A 16,608-nucleotide genomic window follows, 5' to 3' on the forward strand; every position below is an offset into this window, starting at 1 on the left:
AGTGTGCAATCAACAATGGAAAGTCTCATCCTCCCCTACTCTACTCCCTGCCCGGAATGGCTGTGATCTCTATTACAAAAACAGAAGAACCGTGCCGTTGACCACAAAAAGGGGCATCTTTTTTTGCGATAAATATCACAATTTATCCAGTAGCTCATACCTAACCAGCTCAACGACGCTTATCTCATCCTCCTAACTCCTCCCCCATAAAAAACTTGGGTATGGAGGATTTACTCATCCGTCATCTTAAACACACTCTGGTTTATCATTTTTCACCGCGAATTGCGGTGATAAGTCCGGGGGAACACATGTCGAGCGTCACATTACATAATGTATCGAAGGCTTATGGTGAAACTATTATTTCCAAGAACATCAACCTTGAGATACAAGAAGGAGAATTTATCGTCTTTGTCGGTCCATCAGGTTGTGGAAAATCGACAATATTAAGGATGATTGCGGGTCTGGAAGATGTGACTGCCGGTGATTTGCTGATCAATAACATCCGAATGAACGATGTGCCACCCGCCAAACGCGGCGTTGGAATGGTTTTTCAGTCTTATGCACTGTATCCCCACCTGTCTGTTGCAGACAATATGTCATTCGGCATGAAACTGGCTGGCGCCAAAAAAAGTGATATTCAGCAACGGGTAAAGCAAATTGCCGAGATGCTTCAACTCGCTCACCTGCTTGATCGCCGTCCTAAAGCCCTATCAGGTGGGCAACGTCAACGCGTTGCTATTGGCCGTACTCTGGTCGCTGAACCCAGTGTTTTTCTATTAGACGAACCGCTTTCCAACCTGGATGCCGCACTGCGGGTCCAAATGCGCATTGAGATCTCACGCCTGCACAAACGATTGCAACGTACGATGATTTATGTCACCCACGATCAGGTTGAAGCAATGACGCTGGCCGACAGAATCGTGGTACTGGATGGTGGAGATGTTGCCCAGATTGGCAAACCTCTTGAACTTTACCACTATCCCGTTAATCGTTTTGTTGCCAGCTTTATTGGTTCACCCAAAATGAATTTCCTGCCAGTTAAAGTCACGGCCACCGCCGTCGATCAGGTACAAATTACTCTGCCCAATCGCCAGCAGATCTGGCTTCCCGTAGAAAGCCAAGGGGTAAAAGTAGGCAGCAATGTATCTCTGGGTATACGCCCAGAACACCTCCTTCCGAGTGATATCGCAGATGTCACGCTGGAAGGCATAGTTCAGGTTGTTGAACAGCTGGGAAATGAAACCCAGGTTCACATTGAAATCCCGGCCATTCATCAGAATCTGGTTTATCGCCAGCCTGATGTTGTACTGGTGGAAGAAGGAGCGACCTTCACCATCGGATTACCTCCCCACCGCTGCCATTTGTTCCGGGAAGACGGAACAACATGCCAGCGTTTGCATAAAGAACCCGGTGTTTGAACCTGAGCTAATTACAAAACGACAGGAGAATAATTGATGAAATCAATGCGTATATTACCTATATCACTGACAGTTATAACTGGATTACTGTCCATGCAGGCGTCAGCCGTAGAATTTCACGGTTACGCCCGTTCTGGTATTGGCTGGGCCGGCAGCGGTGGTGAGCAACAATGTTTCCAAAGCACCGGTGCGCAGAGCAAATACCGTTTAGGTAATGAGTGTGAAACCTATGCTGAGCTTAAGCTAGGCCAAGAGCTATGGAAGGACGGCAATAAGAGTTTCTACTTCGATACCAACGTGGCTTATTCCGTGGCGCAAAAAAATGATTGGGAATCCACCGACCCTGCGTTCCGTGAAGTGAATGTTCAAGCGAAGAACGTCATCGACTGGTTACCCGGCTCAACATTATGGGCAGGTAAACGCTTCTACCAGCGCCATGACGTGCATATGATCGACTTCTACTACTGGGATATCTCTGGTCCGGGTGCTGGTCTGCAAGATATTGATCTGGGCTTTAGCAAACTCTCTCTGGCCGTCACCCGTAACACCGAGTCTGGCGGTTCTCATGGCTGGATTGCCGGTAGGAACCATGAAATTCCCACGTCTAACGATGTCTACGACATGCGTCTGTCCGGCTTGGAAGTGAACCCCGGCGGTAGTCTGGAACTTGGTTTTGACTATGGGCGTGCTAATGCGCGGGACAACTATCACCTTGACCGCAACGCGTCCAAAGATGGTTTCATGTTTACTGCCGAGCATACACAAAGCGTGTCCGGAGGCTTCAACAAATTTGTCGTACAGTACGCAACAGACTCCATGACCTCTAACAACAGTGGTCGCTCTGAAGGCGCCAGTGTAAACAATGACGGTTATATGCTACGCATCCTGAATCATGGCGCGATTAATCTCGCGGAAAAATGGGATCTCATGTACGTAGCGATGTATCAGGATACTGACCGTGATAACAACAATGGCAACACATGGTATACGGTTGGGGTACGTCCGATGTACAAATGGACACCGACGATGAGCACCCTGCTGGACATTGGCTATGATAATGTCAAATCTCAGCGTACCAATGACACTAACGATCAGTACAAAATCACCCTGGCTCAGCAATGGCAGGCTGGTGATAGCATCTGGTCCCGTCCGGCTATCCGCCTGTTCGTCACCTATGCGAAGTGGGATGAAAAATGGGGTAATGCAAGGAAAGACGACGGCGACAACTACACCACTGGCATGGCCTACCGTGATACAGCGACACATAAATTCAGCCGTGGCAACGATGATGAATTCACCTTTGGTGCACAATTCGAAGCCTGGTGGTAATGCCATTAAAAATGGCTGGTTTTAGGTAAACAGGGTTATTTAGCCACTATTAGCGCTTTGGACTGATATGCCTTTTGCTCGTGGATATCAGTCTCTTTTTTTCAACCGAACAAAGGTAAGAAATGAAAACCAAACTTATCTCATTTTGTCTTAGTGCCTTACTCTGTAGCGCAGCTCCTCTGATAAGCCATGCAACACCTATCACTACAACAACTAAGGCAACCACGACACAGGATGCTGTTGTACCTTCCCTCTCAACAGCAGCGCTGCAAAAACTGAACTGGCTGCCAGTTAACCCAAACGATACGCAGACCATTATCCTCAATGCCACATCCCAGCACCTTAATGAAGGAAACATTCAGGGGCCAATCGCGGCATTCGCGCTGCCGGCAAACCGAGGCTCTCTGGATATTACCCTGAGCAGCTTAGTACAAGATAAACAAGTTTACGTACCAAATGTTTTAGTACTGGATCAAGGATTACGCCCCGCTGCATTTTATCCAAGTGACTATTTTCCGTATGAACGTCCAGGGGTTATGTCCACAGATCGGCTGGAAGGTACATTAAAGCTGACGCCAGCATTAGGACAACAGCAAATTTATATACTGGTCTACACCACCCGTACCAATTTACAGAAATCCACACAAATGGTTGATCCCGCCAAAGCTTATGCTCAAGGCGTCGGTAATGCCGTTCCCGCTATTCCAGATCCCGTTGCCCGTCATACGCAAACCGGTACGTTGAAGCTGAAAGTGAAATCGGAACAAAACACCGGCAACATTACGATTGGTCAAGTCTTCTCAAGTCCAGCACAAGAACCGATCACTATCGGACCAACACATCCCATCGTAACGCCGTCTACACCGCAAAAAGTCAAACCGGTCTTGAGTGATACAGAGCGCTATTTCAGTGATGCAATTAAAAAGGAAATTAATAATGGCAATATTGAGAAGGCACTCAATCTTCTAGATGAAGCAGAACGCCTTGGCTCCTCGACTGCACGAGAAACATTTATCAACAGCATCAAAAACAAGGAATAAACCGTTTACAAAACAAATGCTCTCCGAAGAGGAGGGCATCAGGTTTAACTTTCATCACATTTTCTAGTCGGGATGGAGGGATAAAGCTTTAGTGATTCTTAATAGGAAATTATCTTCGTAAAGAAAAGCAATAGAATTTTTTATTGCATAATGATCTCTTATTTTATATTCATCAATAATGAGTTGTAATTTTTTAGACAATTCAAGAATATGACCTGATTTATAAAGTTCACCATTTAAATCATTGATGATATCGTTCGGGCCACACTGACAATCTGAACTAATACAATAGATACCATAAGATATTGCTTCCGCTAATACCATGCCAAAACCTTCATATTTTGATGTTAAAATAAGAGCTGATACTTCTTTTATCCTACCCATAACAAATCCCCAAGGTTGATCTTTCCAACCGTACCAAATAATATTGTTATTTATATTAAGTTGTGAAGATAATTCTTTTAAATAACCTTCATCATCACCAGAACCTATTATATGTAACTCCCAATGACCATACAATTGTGAAAGCGCTAAAAAGAGTTCAGTTAAATTTTTTGACTTGTAGGCAAGAACTCTTCCAACATATAAGAATCTGGCTATGTGTTTCGGTTGAGGAATTATAAAGGAGTTCATTTTGATAGGATTGAAAATAAGATGAAGCTTCTCTATTTTTATCCCAAAGGATAACATTTGATCTCTTAAATCAGAACTGATTACAAGGTGCTCGTCAGCACAGCATAAGTCTTTAATTCTCTGTCCGGTAGGATTTCTAATGGAGGTATGCAGCCAAGAATAAATTTTTACTGGGAAATTAATTTTTCCACAGGAGAGTCGAGCAATATTACAAGATGTTGTGTCTAAACTTATTAGAGTCTCAGGGTGAAATCTTTCTAATACCAGGGACAGTTCGCATACAATATCCTGACGAGACACGTAATTGCTTGACGCTAAGGAGATATATTGAGCATTAGATAACCAAGCACGATTTTCAATTCTATTTTTCTCATTTAGAGATATGAAAATAAAATCAATTCCAATGTTGGCACGGTCAATCAAATTTATTAAATTCGAACATACCGTTTCTACCCCGCCATATCCATTCAAGAAAAGATCATGGTATATTATGAATATTTTTTTCATTATCAACCCTTTACTTAATTAACCAAAAACGCTCTTGGACTTTTATTTTATTAATCGCATGATGATATTTTTCCAATGAAATTAAAAGATTTGATTTATTATCAAACAGAGGTTCTAATTGAGATTCATAAAATAGGATGTTTTGCATTTTTTCTTTTAAATCAATATCCACCAATATGGCGTGCTTATTAAATTTGTTATTTCTTAATAAAGCACTTTCCAAACTATCGGGGTTAATAACAGGGTATTGACCTAAAACATAGGGAAAATCTTCATAAAGTAATATTTTGAACTTACGTGAACCTGTTATGTTATGTACCAGATTGTTTATTATGATGTGATCCACATGTCGACCTATTCCCAAAGGAGCATATATATAATCAGGTTGATAATTTAACAATATTTTGTCGATGAGATCTTGAGCCATATCGGATGCATAATCTGATTTATGCATCAGGCCACTATAAATCATGGCAGAACTTTTATACATAGGTTCACCGTATTGATCGGTTCTGTAAATACAATCTAAAATTTTACCATGTATTGGAATCGCTGATAATTTATTGCAAAAAGCAATATCTTCATTAGCTCGCTTTGAGTAAAATTTTATAAATGAATACATATTATCATAATGTGAATAATGAGATGTAAGATTTTTGTCATATTCAGTAAAAAATGTTAAAATAACCACCTTTTGATTTTCTGAAACTAATTTATGTATTAAACCGCCAGCGCTTAAAGCCACATCATCTAAATGGGGTGATAGAAATAGATGTATCATTTCAAGTCTCCATGCAAAGGCGATTATATTTTATTTCCATGAGTACAATATAAATAGCGGCTAAATCAATGCGTATCCCATCCCTGTTTTTTATAAAATCTGAGTTGTCAATGCTTGGCTTTTCTTGGAATTGCACTCTTTCATCATGGGCATAAAATTCTTTCATTATATTAAACCAGCTGGCATGGATTCTTTTTGCTGCAACGTCTATTACGCTGTCACTGTGACCTAATATTGTCATTAAATCAGAAAAAATAGCATCGTTTGTAGAAAGCAGAATTTCATAATTAAAATCATCAAACACAATATTATCATCATATAAATAAATATCTTTTATTACTTCTAATATAATACTCAGGTCACTCTTTATTAACCTTTTCTCAAACGCCTTTTCTTTTTCAGTGAATGCTTGATAAGGTTTTAAAAAATTAACTTGTAAGTTGTATTCAATCTCAAGTTTTGTTATTGATTCTTGCATAGCAGTTTTATTATCGACTAAATATTTTGCACACCATAAATCGTGTACACAAGAGGCCAGAATATCTAAATTACCGTTCCGTTCTAAGAATATACATATTTCAGAAAATAATTTAATTTGTGAATTATTTAACTGGCAATTTAAAGTTGTAGGATGAGAATTAAATATAAACGAAGCTTGCTTTAATCTTCTCTGAATCTCTTTGGTTAAATATATTGAATTTAAATTAATTGTGCTATCCAGCAGTTTTTTGTTATTTTCTTTACTCATGATCCATCTCCTATTCCTCGTTCATTAACCTTATTTCTGTTGATGATATATCTAAGCGAAATAGATTTTCTGGAATAGATTCAAATAAAAACCGATGTTCCTCTCTAATATTCACCAAATCATCAACGGTATGATATTTATTATTAAAAAAACGTCCTGCCACCAAGAATCTACAATCATTACTCTTAATTGTCATAAGAGATTTTTTTAATCCTTCCTCACCTCCATAATAAATAGGGTTATTAATTTCTTGACATAAATCGGCACCAATTACAAAAATTGCGCCCTGATAAATATGCGACTTTTGAGTAAAAAATTCAGCGTCACTTAAAACTATATCTCCTTTTTCCTGAAATTGTCTTATCCTCTTGAAAATTTCATCGGTTGAAATTGTAAGTTTTACCGCATTCTTGATTGACAGTTCATAATATGGTTTTCTTTTAGTCATCGCTGTAGCGATTTCTTTTAATTCTTCATGGCCTTTATGAAGTGGATTGAAAGAACCCGATAAAATTAAAGAATTTTTCCAGTCTATGTCTGTATTGTTAAAGTCTCCGTTTCTATCAATATGTATATAATTCAACTTACCATTAATTAAATCGATTAGATAACGCTCATTCTGGTTAGGCATATTCATCTATATTCTCATATGCTATTGTGGTTAATTAAATGTATATCATTGTATTATTCACCAATGGTAATTAATGATATATTTTCATTATTTTTAAATAAATATCAAATTGATTTCCCTAGTGATTACCAAGATATTTTTTTGCGATAACTTATTGTTTTTTATGATATTAATATCATGAGCTATAAACGTTTACTCGCATCTCGGCTTATTGCCTAAATCGCCTAAACTATTCTCATTAATGATAAGTATTTCCTTTTAATTTTCCTCAGTGATTTTAACTAAGGCAGATTTTATTTTCAAAATGTCTTCCATTGTATGCGACGCATCAAGGCTAACCCGAACAGCACCATCAGGATAAGTTCCAAATTTTTTATGGGCTAATGGTGCACATTGCAACCCAGGACGGGTAATAATATTGTATTTGTTTTCTAGTATATAAGAGACTTCTCCGGGATGATAACCTTCTACTGTAAAAATAATTGTCGGTAACCCGGCTTTATATCTACAAATTAATTTGACCTTCTTTAATTGTGATAGCTCATCTATAAGATTGGTACGCAGAGTTTGTAATTGATTTTGAATATTCTCTATCCCAATTTTTTTTAAACGCCTTATGGACGCTAGCAATGAAAGTATGCCAATAGTGTTTTGTGTTCCTGATTCATATTTGTATGGTATTCCCGTTGGTTGTGTCGTTAATCTTGATAATACACCTGTCCCACCCTGGATTAATTCATTATGAGAAAATCCATTATCAAGCATAAAGTACCCACCAATACCTGATACTCCTCCTAAGCTTTTGTGCCCGCTAAAAACAAAGTAATCAATATGACCTTTCGATAAATCAATTAATTGTGAACCAAAAGATTGTGAACCATCAACTAAAACCATCGCACCGTATAAATGTGCCAGTTTTCCTATCTCATCTATATTACAAAATGTACCAATAGTATTGGAGCAACTATGAACCACTAATAACTTAGTTTTTTTATCCTTTAATAAAAATTCCAAATGCGACATATCAATTTCACCATCTGTCACATCGATCAATTGATTACTTACCCCAATATCTTTTAAATGGTTTATCGGTCTAAATACTGAATTATGTTCTAAATGGGTAGTAATAACATTATCACCCGGCTTAAGTGTACCTTTTATACATTCATTAAGTGAATACGTTGCTCCTGAGTTAAAAATTACCGTCCCATGACCATTTAAATTTGTTTGTTCGATTAATTCATGTCGGCACTCTTCAATGAGTTCCGTAACCTTTTTAGATTGTTGTGATAAAGATCGTCCTGGCGTTACCCCAAGAGTGTCTAAATACATATTTATCATGTCTTTCACTTCTTGTGACTTTGGCCATGAGGTAGAAGCTACATCTGCATATAACATTATCCAATCTCCATATGATTATTAATATATAATTTGAATTTTTTAGCAGTCGCCTCCATCTCCTTAATTCCCTCATTAGCTCTCCAATCGGATCTTTCTGGCATATTTAAACTATTTGCCAATACTGTTCTTATCATTCCTCTCTCAATGAAATCTGATTCACCTATCGTAAAGACATATTTATTACCACTATCTTCAATGTAAATATAGGGGCCAACCTCACCGAACATCTTAAGTTCATCCAATGAGTCTATCGTATGCATTTTAAATTGATTCTTTAATTTATTATGAAGATCAATCTCGCTAGGGAAACAACATAAATGTGCATGGTAACAATACCTTTGATTTGGGTCCATGACGATACAACCACCAGCTCGTCCATTTTCATAAAAAAGAGGATTGCTTATATTGTAATATTCTCGATAAAAATCATTTATTATATTCTTAAATTGTTTCAGTTCTTTTATTGCTTCTTCTTCATATATTTCTGCAAAGCACCGGTATCCCCCTAAATCAGCCTCACATTTGTTGGTAGCAATGATTATATAGCCCTCAATTATCTGCCCCTTAGGTACAAAGGCATAGAAATATTTTCCTTGTAAAAGTATTTTATCTTTTTCAAAGGAAGATTCTGGGTGACAAAAAATACATCCCATTTTAAACTCCTTTATCGTTTGTCGATTCTACTGATAAATATATCTTCATGGCACAAATTGAAATCTTCTTCGGTATGCCAGGCAATCATCATGCTAAATTTATTTATAATGCTATATTTATTCAGTCTACTTTGTAGTTCAGAATAAATAGGATTTGGTAAGATGATTCTACATTTTTTTCTAATAGCAAGACAAGAATCAATTACAGACATAATTGTACCGGGAGCTGTATTTGACAAACCTATTACTTCCACAGTTGTATCATCAAAACCCAATATCGCTAATTCTTTTCCAACAGTTAACAGCTTAATATCCGTGTAGCGAGGACACTGCTTTGAGTAAGCAATCCAATCGTTATTGACTTCCCTGCCGAAAAAATTGATTTTATTAATCTTATCTATTTCATTAAAATCAATCAGGTCTACATCGATTTCGGTATATCCTTCCACCACTATTTCTGTAAAGTCAAAAACGTTCACTCTGCTACAGATGTATTTTTCGAAGATCTTTGAATAACATTTGATCTTTCTTGCATCTGAGTAGCAAACCGTCGCATCTACATCATTACGATGTGTTTGTTTAGCACTTTCTATTATCAAAGTTCGTGATTTTACACTTTCATCTATGCCAAAATCACTAAGCATATTAATGGGTACCAACTTGTGTTTAAGATTAAACTCACACTTTCTTGCTATCACAATCGACAAGTGTGTATCGTTTCTTTTAAACGAAAATGCTTTTATTTCACTAGAGAGATTATATTTTTTTTCTTCAATATTCTTCCAAATAAAATAGTCTAAGTCTCCTATATCGTGCTTATAAAGATTATTTAACAGAATATAATTATCCTCCGTTATATCTTCGCATACCAAGGTTACTCCATTTTTCCTGGCTTCAATATTCTCCATTATCTTATCTCGTTATTTTATATTGTCGCTAATTACCTCTCATTTTCAGTTTATATTTATTTCAGAGTATATGAACATGAAATATTGCATTTTATGACCTGTATCATGATTTAAAGATTCAGCAGCAGTACAAACCGTAATTAGTTATCTTGAAAGATTAAATTAAAGTCGCCTTTAATGATATAAGAACCCCGGTAAAAATGGGTTCTTTAAAGAATAATATTTCATAAATTCTATATGGTAGAACTTTAAATAACATGAACCTCAGCGGGTAGAAACGACGATTTCGCCGCTTTGAGTTCGTCGATACCCTGCTGAGGGAGCTGGATATTAAATAGAAAGGTGTTCAAATAGATGAATATTCTTATTCTTCGATGCTCATTGTACTATCCCTATCTATGAAATGATGACTTTAGTTAGCTCAGTCACTTTGTCGATGATATCTTGAGGCGCTTTCTCAATAAATTTGACCTGACGATTCGAAAAATCCAAGGATTTTACCTGATGAATAAGAATTGCACCTTGGATAGATAACTCTTCGGGTAAGACCACTTCTAGCTTCATTCCCCTCACTGTACTGGTGATTGGGGCCACAACAGCAAATCCGGTATGTTCGTTAAACATCTTACGAGAGATCACGAACGCAGGGCGACGCTTCATGATTTCCTTTCCCGCGCTCGGATCAAAGTCTAATGAAACAATATCTCCTTTGTCTGGTACGTACATCAAATCACTTCCTTACCAACAGGATTAACGTCGATCCATTCTCTATCCTCGTCTGTTACCGTGAAACATTCTTTAGGACTTCCGGCTAACAGTGATTCCAGCATCAACTCTTCTTCGATGGGTGTGAGCACAATTTTGTTATCCTGAATTGATAAATCTAACTTTGAACCAGTATGCAAGCTAAGTGCTTTCACAATAGCCTTTGGAATGCTAACAATATTAGCGCCGCCAGATTGGCGGATGACAACAGCAGTCATGTCTATCTCTCCTTCTGTTTACGTTATACCAGAGTATAACAATACATTTGTGTTTTACAGACATAAAACTCTCTTGAGAAAATAGCCTCGCTTATCTCTCCAGTTCTGCTGGATACTTCTTAAAATCAGCATCAGCAAATTTGATCATATCCTTAATATAACCGTTTTTCATCCATCTCAGTTTTTCCATTTGGTGAACAAAACGTGATTAAAACAGAGTGCCGGATAAAAAATTAGCACCTTGCCAACAACCCGAAATGCTCACAAAAAGGCAGGCATTTTAGGCCGCTGACAAACACCGATTTTCCTTGACTATAGATTTTCTCCTATATAGCATTTGACCTATATTGAGTAAGGAGTAGTCATGTGGGCTATAGAAACGACGGACACCTTTGATGCATGGTTCGATGCTTTGGATGATACCGATAGGGCCAATATGCTAGCTTCAATAATAGCGCTTCGAGAAAGAGGCCCTATGTTGCCCAGGCCATACGCAGACACTGTGAACGGTTCATGCCACAGCAACATGAAAGAATTGCGCGTCCAAAGCAAAGGCGACCCGCTCCGAGCATTCTTTGCGTTTGACCCCAAGCGGAGAGGAATTTTGCTTTGCGCTGGTAATAAAACCGGAGACGAGAAACGGTTTTATCAAACAATGATTCCGATTGCTGATCGTGAGTTCACGGCACATCTGGAAAAGCTAAAAAAGGAGTAAACATACTATGGCAAGAACGCTTGATCAAATATTAGCAAATGAAAAGCCCGAAGTTGTTGCCAATGCACAAGCTGTGGCAACAGAAATGTTGCTAAACATCCATCTGGCAGAACTTCGTGAGCGGGTACAGAAGACCCAAAGCGAAATAGCTCTGGCTCTTGGTATCAAGCAACCCACGGTTTCTGACATGGAGAAGCTTGGCCGCGACTTGAAACTGTCTTCCCTCAAACGTTACGTTGAGGCAACAGGTAGCAAGCTGCGTCTCGATATCGAGTTACCCGACGGTACCCACTACGGATTTTCCGTTTAACCACAAACGCTCCGGTAGCCCTCGCGGATATATTCAAGATCAATGTCCGCATCGACTTTTTTACGCACCAGACGGTTGTGAAGAATAAGGTCTTCAAGTGAACTCTTTTCGGAAAGAAAAATTTGAGGAGAGGATTCTTAACGTGGCGGCAAGCTCCATTTGGTGAACGGAACTTGATTAAAACAGAGCACCAAGTAAAAAATTGGTACGTTATCAATAAGTTGAAATGCCCTCCAAAAAGGAGGGCATTTAATTAGCTATGGTACTCTATAGAATTACTTCTTATCGCCACCAAAACCGGCATTCAGCAGTTCTGCCAGGTTTGCAGTTGCTTCATCCACACTCACTGGTGGCGCTTCAGAAGGCTCATTCAACTGACGACGACGTATACGATCCTGATGGTAAGCATAACCCGTACCCGCTGGAATCAGACGACCAACGATGACGTTCTCTTTCAAGCCACGCAGTTCATCACGTTTACCCGCAACCGCCGCTTCTGTCAGCACGCGGGTCGTTTCCTGGAACGATGCCGCAGAGATGAAGGATTCTGTTGCCAGAGACGCTTTGGTGATACCCAACAGATCACGTCCATAAATTGCTGGGACTTTACCTTCCTGTTCCAGCTTACGGTTTGCCACTTTAACGCGGGCATATTCAACCTGTTCGCCTTCCAGGAAGTCGGAACTACCTGCACTTTCGATAGTTGCTTTACGCAGCATCTGACGAACGATAACTTCAATGTGTTTATCGTTAATCTTAACCCCTTGCAGACGGTAAACTTCCTGAACTTCGTTGGTGATGTAACGGGTAACCGCATGAACACCACGCAGACGCAAGATGTCATGTGGAGACTCTGGACCATCGGAGATCACATCACCACGCTCAACAACCTCACCTTCGAATACGTTGAGCTGACGCCATTTAGGAATCATCTCTTCATAAGCATCACCACCATCTAACGGGGAGATAACCAGACGGCGTTTACCTTTGGTTTCTTTACCGAAGGAGACAATACCACTGACTTCAGCCAGGATAGCTGGCTCTTTCGGACGGCGTGCTTCGAACAAGTCAGCAACACGTGGCAGACCACCGGTAATATCTTTCGTACCGCCGGATTCCTGAGGAATACGCGCTAAGGTATCACCCGCAGAGATGCTGACACCATCGTCTAACTGAACAATCGCTTTGCCTGGCAGGAAATATTGAGCAGGCATATCAGTACCTGGGATCAATACATCGTCACCCTTGGCATCAACGATTTTCAGTGCCGGACGCAAGTCTTTACCACTACCGGTACGCTCTGCACTATCCAGAACCACCAATGAAGACAGACCTGTCAACTCATCCGTCTGACGGGTAATGGTCTGGCCATCTACCATGTCAGCGAAACGGATGATACCGGATACTTCACTGACAACTGGCATGGTGTGTGGATCCCAGTTAGCAACGGTTTCGCCGCCGTTAACTGCTTCGCCATCACCTTTACCCAATACCGCACCGTAAGGCACTTTATAGCTTTCTTTAGTACGGCCAAACTCGTCGATCAGACACAGCTCGGTGTTACGGGAAGTAATCACCAGCTTACCTGCGGAGTTGGTAACGGATTTCGCGTTAAATAGTTTCAGGCTACCTTTGTTACGAACCTGAATGCTGGATTCCGCTGCCGCACGGGATGCCGCACCACCGATGTGGAACGTACGCATCGTCAGCTGTGTACCCGGCTCACCGATGGACTGCGCCGCAATAACACCAACCGCTTCACCTTTATTGATGATGTGTCCGCGGGCAAGGTCACGGCCATAACAGTTCGCACAAACACCGAAGTCAGTTTCACAACTTACAACTGAACGTACTTTAATGCTGTCAACAGAGCTCTCTTCTAACAGATCACACCATTTTTCGTTCAGCAGGGTGTTACGTGGAACCAGAATGTCAGCAGTACCCGGCTTCAGAACATCTTCTGCCGTTACACGACCCAGTACACGCTCACGCAGTGGCTCTTTAACATCACCACCTTCAATAACCGGCGTCATCAGAATACCTTCGTGGGTACCACAGTCGTCTTCTGTAACAACCAGATCCTGTGCAACGTCAACCAGACGACGGGTCAGATAACCCGAGTTCGCCGTTTTCAGTGCGGTATCCGCCAAACCTTTACGAGCACCATGGGTTGAGATGAAGTACTGGAGTACGTTCAAACCTTCACGGAAGTTCGCGGTGATTGGCGTTTCGATAATGGAACCGTCTGGTTTAGCCATCAGGCCACGCATCCCCGCCAACTGACGGATCTGAGCGGCAGAACCACGCGCACCAGAGTCAGCCATCATAAAGATGCTGTTGAAGGAGACTTGTTGCTCCTCTTCACCGTTACGGTTAATGACTGTCTCAGTGGACAGGTTTTCCATCATCGCCTTAGCAACACGCTCGTTTGCTGCGGCCCAGATATCGATAACCTTGTTATAACGCTCACCAGCTGTTACCAGACCAGATTGGAACTGTTCCTGAATTTCAGCAACTTCTGCTTCTGCTTCCGTAATGATCCCCGCTTTTTTCTCTGGGATAACCATGTCATCAATACCAACAGATGCACCTGAACGTGCAGCGTAGGCAAAACCGGTGTACATGATCTGGTCAGCGAAGATAACGGTTGGCTTCAAGCCCATCACACGGTAACAAGTGTTGAGCATTCTGGAGATAGCTTTTTTACCCAGTGGCTGGTTAACCAGAGAGTAAGGCAGACCTCTTGGGACGATCATCCACAAGATTGCACGACCAATGGTAGTATCAACCAAACCCGTGCTAGCGGTGATATTACCCTCGCCATCTCTCACTTCTTCCGAGATACGAACTTTAACACGGGCATGCAGAGAAGCCAGACCTGCGCGGTATACGCGTTCTGCTTCTTTAGGCCCGGTCAGCACCATGCCTTCGCCTTTAGCATTAACACAGTCACGGGTCATGTAATACAGACCCAGAACAACGTCCTGAGATGGCACGATGATTGGCTCACCACTCGCAGGAGACAGGATGTTGTTAGTAGACATCATCAATGCACGCGCTTCCAACTGGGCTTCCAGTGTCAGCGGTACGTGAACCGCCATCTGGTCACCATCGAAGTCGGCGTTATATGCCGCACACACCAGTGGGTGCAACTGAATCGCTTTACCTTCGATCAGAACCGGTTCGAATGCCTGAATACCCAAACGGTGAAGTGTTGGTGCACGGTTCAGCAGAACCGGGTGTTCACGAATCACTTCATCCAGGATATCCCATACCACCGCCTCTTCACGCTCAACCATCTTTTTGGCTGCTTTAATCGTCGTCGCTAAACCACGCAGTTCCAGCTTGCCATAGATGAATGGCTTGAACAGCTCCAGTGCCATCTTCTTAGGCAAACCACACTGATGCAAACGCAGGTAAGGGCCTACGGTGATTACAGAACGGCCTGAGTAGTCAACACGTTTACCCAGCAGGTTCTGACGGAAACGACCTTGTTTACCCTTGATCATGTCAGCCAGGGATTTCAAAGGACGCTTGTTAGAACCGGTAATGGCACGACCGCGACGACCGTTATCCAACAGGGCATCAACCGCTTCCTGCAACATACGTTTTTCGTTGCGAACGATGATATCCGGCGCAGCCAGATCCAGCAGGCGTTTCAAACGGTTGTTACGGTTAATAACACGACGATACAGATCGTTCAGATCCGACGTTGCAAAACGGCCGCCATCCAATGGAACCAGTGGACGTAAATCAGGCGGCAGTACTGGCAGAACGGTCAGAACCATCCATTCTGGTTTGTTACCAGATTGAATAAATGCTTCCAACAGCTTAATACGCTTGGTCAACTTCTTACGTTTAGTTTCAGAGTTAGTTTCATTTAACTCTTCACGCAAAGTTTCACACTCATTTTCCAGATCGAGATTTTTCAGCAAAGACTGGATAGCTTCCGCACCCATCTTCGCATCGAATTCATCGCCGAACTCTTCCAGTGCATCCAGGTATTGTTCTTCTGTCAGGATTTGACTGCGCTCCAGGCTGGTCATGCCACCTTCTACAACCACATAGGATTCGAAGTACAGTACACGCTCAATATCACGCAGTGGCATATCCAGCAACAAACCGATGCGGGATGGCAATGATTTCAGGAACCAGATGTGTGCTGTTGGCGAAGCCAGTTCGATGTGACCCATACGCTCACGACGAACTTTAGTCTGGGTAACTTCTACGCCACACTTCTCACAAATCACACCACGGTGTTTTAAGCGTTTGTATTTACCACACAAACACTCATAGTCTTTTACCGGTCCGAAAATACGGGCACAGAAAAGGCCGTCACGCTCAGGTTTGAACGTGCGGTAGTTAATTGTTTCCGGCTTTTTCACTTCGCCGAATGACCACGAACGGATCATATCTGGTGAGGCCAGAGCAATTTTGATCGCATCAAACTCTTCGGTCTTAGTTTGCGCTTTCAGAAACTTCAATAAGTCTTTCACGAAATGGCTCCTGTCGGAGTTAGACCTGTCAGGAGAGCGGCCCATGCCACTCTCC

General features: G+C 41.3%; 15 protein-coding genes. 5 read left to right on the plus strand and 10 right to left on the minus strand.

Annotation, left to right across the window (positions count from 1 at the left end; genetic code table 11):
• The first annotated feature begins 308 nt into the window (after nucleotides 1-308).
• The 3 genes from malK (at nucleotide 309) to malM (ending at nucleotide 3,787) form a co-directional block, all read left to right on the plus strand.
• Nucleotides 309-1,418, plus strand: coding sequence for a maltose/maltodextrin ABC transporter ATP-binding protein MalK (gene malK / locus D3222_RS16065; RefSeq protein ID WP_118987059.1), 1,110 nt, complete (start codon nucleotides 309-311; stop codon nucleotides 1,416-1,418).
• A gap of 36 nt (nucleotides 1,419-1,454) precedes the next feature.
• Nucleotides 1,455-2,747, plus strand: coding sequence for a maltoporin (locus tag D3222_RS16070; protein WP_118987060.1), 1,293 nt, complete (start codon nucleotides 1,455-1,457; stop codon nucleotides 2,745-2,747).
• Nucleotides 2,748-2,869: 122 nt separating this feature from the next.
• Nucleotides 2,870-3,787: a maltose operon protein MalM gene (gene malM / locus D3222_RS16075; RefSeq protein ID WP_118987061.1), complete on the plus strand. Its 918-nt coding sequence runs from the start codon at nucleotides 2,870-2,872 to the stop codon at nucleotides 3,785-3,787.
• A 63-nt stretch (nucleotides 3,788-3,850) separates the two neighbouring features.
• Here the strand turns inward: malM and waaB are convergent, their stop codons facing one another.
• The 9 genes from waaB to D3222_RS16120 form a co-directional block, all read right to left on the minus strand.
• Nucleotides 3,851-4,927: a lipopolysaccharide 1,6-galactosyltransferase gene (gene waaB, locus D3222_RS16080; protein ID WP_118987062.1), complete on the minus strand. Its 1,077-nt coding sequence runs from the start codon at nucleotides 4,925-4,927 to the stop codon at nucleotides 3,851-3,853.
• A gap of 10 nt (nucleotides 4,928-4,937) precedes the next feature.
• Nucleotides 4,938-5,708 carry a PIG-L family deacetylase gene (locus tag D3222_RS16085; protein ID WP_118987063.1) on the minus strand — a complete coding sequence of 257 codons (771 nt, stop codon included), beginning with the start codon at nucleotides 5,706-5,708 and terminating at the stop codon, nucleotides 4,938-4,940.
• Nucleotide 5,709: 1 nt separating this feature from the next.
• Entirely contained in the window at nucleotides 5,710-6,456 is a 747-nt protein-coding gene (locus D3222_RS16090) for a hypothetical protein (RefSeq protein WP_118987064.1), read from the minus strand.
• A 10-nt stretch (nucleotides 6,457-6,466) separates the two neighbouring features.
• The gene (locus D3222_RS16095) at nucleotides 6,467-7,093 is read right to left on the minus strand and encodes a hypothetical protein (protein WP_118987065.1); all 627 of its coding nucleotides are present in this window, start codon (nucleotides 7,091-7,093) and stop codon (nucleotides 6,467-6,469) included.
• A gap of 252 nt (nucleotides 7,094-7,345) precedes the next feature.
• On the minus strand, nucleotides 7,346-8,485 hold the full coding sequence (locus D3222_RS16100; RefSeq protein WP_118987066.1) for an aminotransferase class V-fold PLP-dependent enzyme: 1,140 nt from the start codon (nucleotides 8,483-8,485) through the stop codon (nucleotides 7,346-7,348).
• Nucleotides 8,485-9,141, minus strand: a complete 657-nt coding sequence (locus tag D3222_RS16105) for a hypothetical protein (RefSeq protein WP_118987067.1) — start codon at nucleotides 9,139-9,141, stop codon at nucleotides 8,485-8,487. The genes D3222_RS16100 and D3222_RS16105 overlap by 1 nt, the downstream gene beginning before the upstream one ends.
• Nucleotides 9,142-9,152: 11 nt before the next feature.
• Nucleotides 9,153-10,049, minus strand: coding sequence for a hypothetical protein (locus D3222_RS16110; RefSeq protein WP_118987068.1), 897 nt, complete (start codon nucleotides 10,047-10,049; stop codon nucleotides 9,153-9,155).
• A 396-nt stretch (nucleotides 10,050-10,445) separates the two neighbouring features.
• Complete coding sequence (locus D3222_RS16115; protein WP_118987069.1) at nucleotides 10,446-10,775, minus strand: type II toxin-antitoxin system PemK/MazF family toxin; 330 nt, start codon at nucleotides 10,773-10,775, stop codon at nucleotides 10,446-10,448.
• Nucleotides 10,775-11,032 carry an AbrB/MazE/SpoVT family DNA-binding domain-containing protein gene (locus D3222_RS16120; RefSeq protein WP_118987070.1) on the minus strand — a complete coding sequence of 86 codons (258 nt, stop codon included), beginning with the start codon at nucleotides 11,030-11,032 and terminating at the stop codon, nucleotides 10,775-10,777. The genes D3222_RS16115 and D3222_RS16120 overlap by 1 nt, the downstream gene beginning before the upstream one ends.
• Nucleotides 11,033-11,396: 364 nt before the next feature.
• Here D3222_RS16120 and D3222_RS16125 point away from each other — a divergent pair, with 364 nt between their 5' ends.
• Both D3222_RS16125 and D3222_RS16130 read left to right on the plus strand, forming a co-directional pair.
• Entirely contained in the window at nucleotides 11,397-11,747 is a 351-nt protein-coding gene (locus D3222_RS16125; RefSeq protein ID WP_118987071.1) for a type II toxin-antitoxin system RelE/ParE family toxin, read from the plus strand.
• A gap of 7 nt (nucleotides 11,748-11,754) precedes the next feature.
• Nucleotides 11,755-12,057: a helix-turn-helix domain-containing protein gene (locus D3222_RS16130; protein WP_118987072.1), complete on the plus strand. Its 303-nt coding sequence runs from the start codon at nucleotides 11,755-11,757 to the stop codon at nucleotides 12,055-12,057.
• Between the two features lie 275 nt (nucleotides 12,058-12,332).
• Here D3222_RS16130 and rpoC read toward each other — a convergent pair whose 3' ends face one another.
• Nucleotides 12,333-16,553, minus strand: coding sequence for a DNA-directed RNA polymerase subunit beta' (rpoC, locus tag D3222_RS16135; protein ID WP_118987073.1), 4,221 nt, complete (start codon nucleotides 16,551-16,553; stop codon nucleotides 12,333-12,335).
• Nucleotides 16,554-16,608 lie beyond the last annotated feature (55 nt).

Source organism: Photorhabdus sp. CRCIA-P01, assembly GCF_003545805.1.
GTDB lineage: Bacteria > Pseudomonadota > Gammaproteobacteria > Enterobacterales > Enterobacteriaceae > Photorhabdus > Photorhabdus antumapuensis.

Coding starts and splice junctions, on each gene's coding strand:
- malK (WP_118987059.1), top strand. CDS start 309: ATGTCGAGCGTCACATTACATAATGTATCGAAGGCTTATGGTGAAACT.
- D3222_RS16070 (WP_118987060.1), top strand. CDS start 1,455: ATGAAATCAATGCGTATATTACCTATATCACTGACAGTTATAACTGGA.
- malM (WP_118987061.1), top strand. CDS start 2,870: ATGAAAACCAAACTTATCTCATTTTGTCTTAGTGCCTTACTCTGTAGC.
- waaB (WP_118987062.1), bottom strand. CDS start 4,927: ATGAAAAAAATATTCATAATATACCATGATCTTTTCTTGAATGGATAT.
- D3222_RS16085 (WP_118987063.1), bottom strand. CDS start 5,708: ATGATACATCTATTTCTATCACCCCATTTAGATGATGTGGCTTTAAGC.
- D3222_RS16090 (WP_118987064.1), bottom strand. CDS start 6,456: ATGAGTAAAGAAAATAACAAAAAACTGCTGGATAGCACAATTAATTTA.
- D3222_RS16095 (WP_118987065.1), bottom strand. CDS start 7,093: ATGAATATGCCTAACCAGAATGAGCGTTATCTAATCGATTTAATTAAT.
- D3222_RS16100 (WP_118987066.1), bottom strand. CDS start 8,485: ATGTTATATGCAGATGTAGCTTCTACCTCATGGCCAAAGTCACAAGAA.
- D3222_RS16105 (WP_118987067.1), bottom strand. CDS start 9,141: ATGGGATGTATTTTTTGTCACCCAGAATCTTCCTTTGAAAAAGATAAA.
- D3222_RS16110 (WP_118987068.1), bottom strand. CDS start 10,049: ATGGAGAATATTGAAGCCAGGAAAAATGGAGTAACCTTGGTATGCGAA.
- D3222_RS16115 (WP_118987069.1), bottom strand. CDS start 10,775: ATGTACGTACCAGACAAAGGAGATATTGTTTCATTAGACTTTGATCCG.
- D3222_RS16120 (WP_118987070.1), bottom strand. CDS start 11,032: ATGACTGCTGTTGTCATCCGCCAATCTGGCGGCGCTAATATTGTTAGC.
- D3222_RS16125 (WP_118987071.1), top strand. CDS start 11,397: ATGTGGGCTATAGAAACGACGGACACCTTTGATGCATGGTTCGATGCT.
- D3222_RS16130 (WP_118987072.1), top strand. CDS start 11,755: ATGGCAAGAACGCTTGATCAAATATTAGCAAATGAAAAGCCCGAAGTT.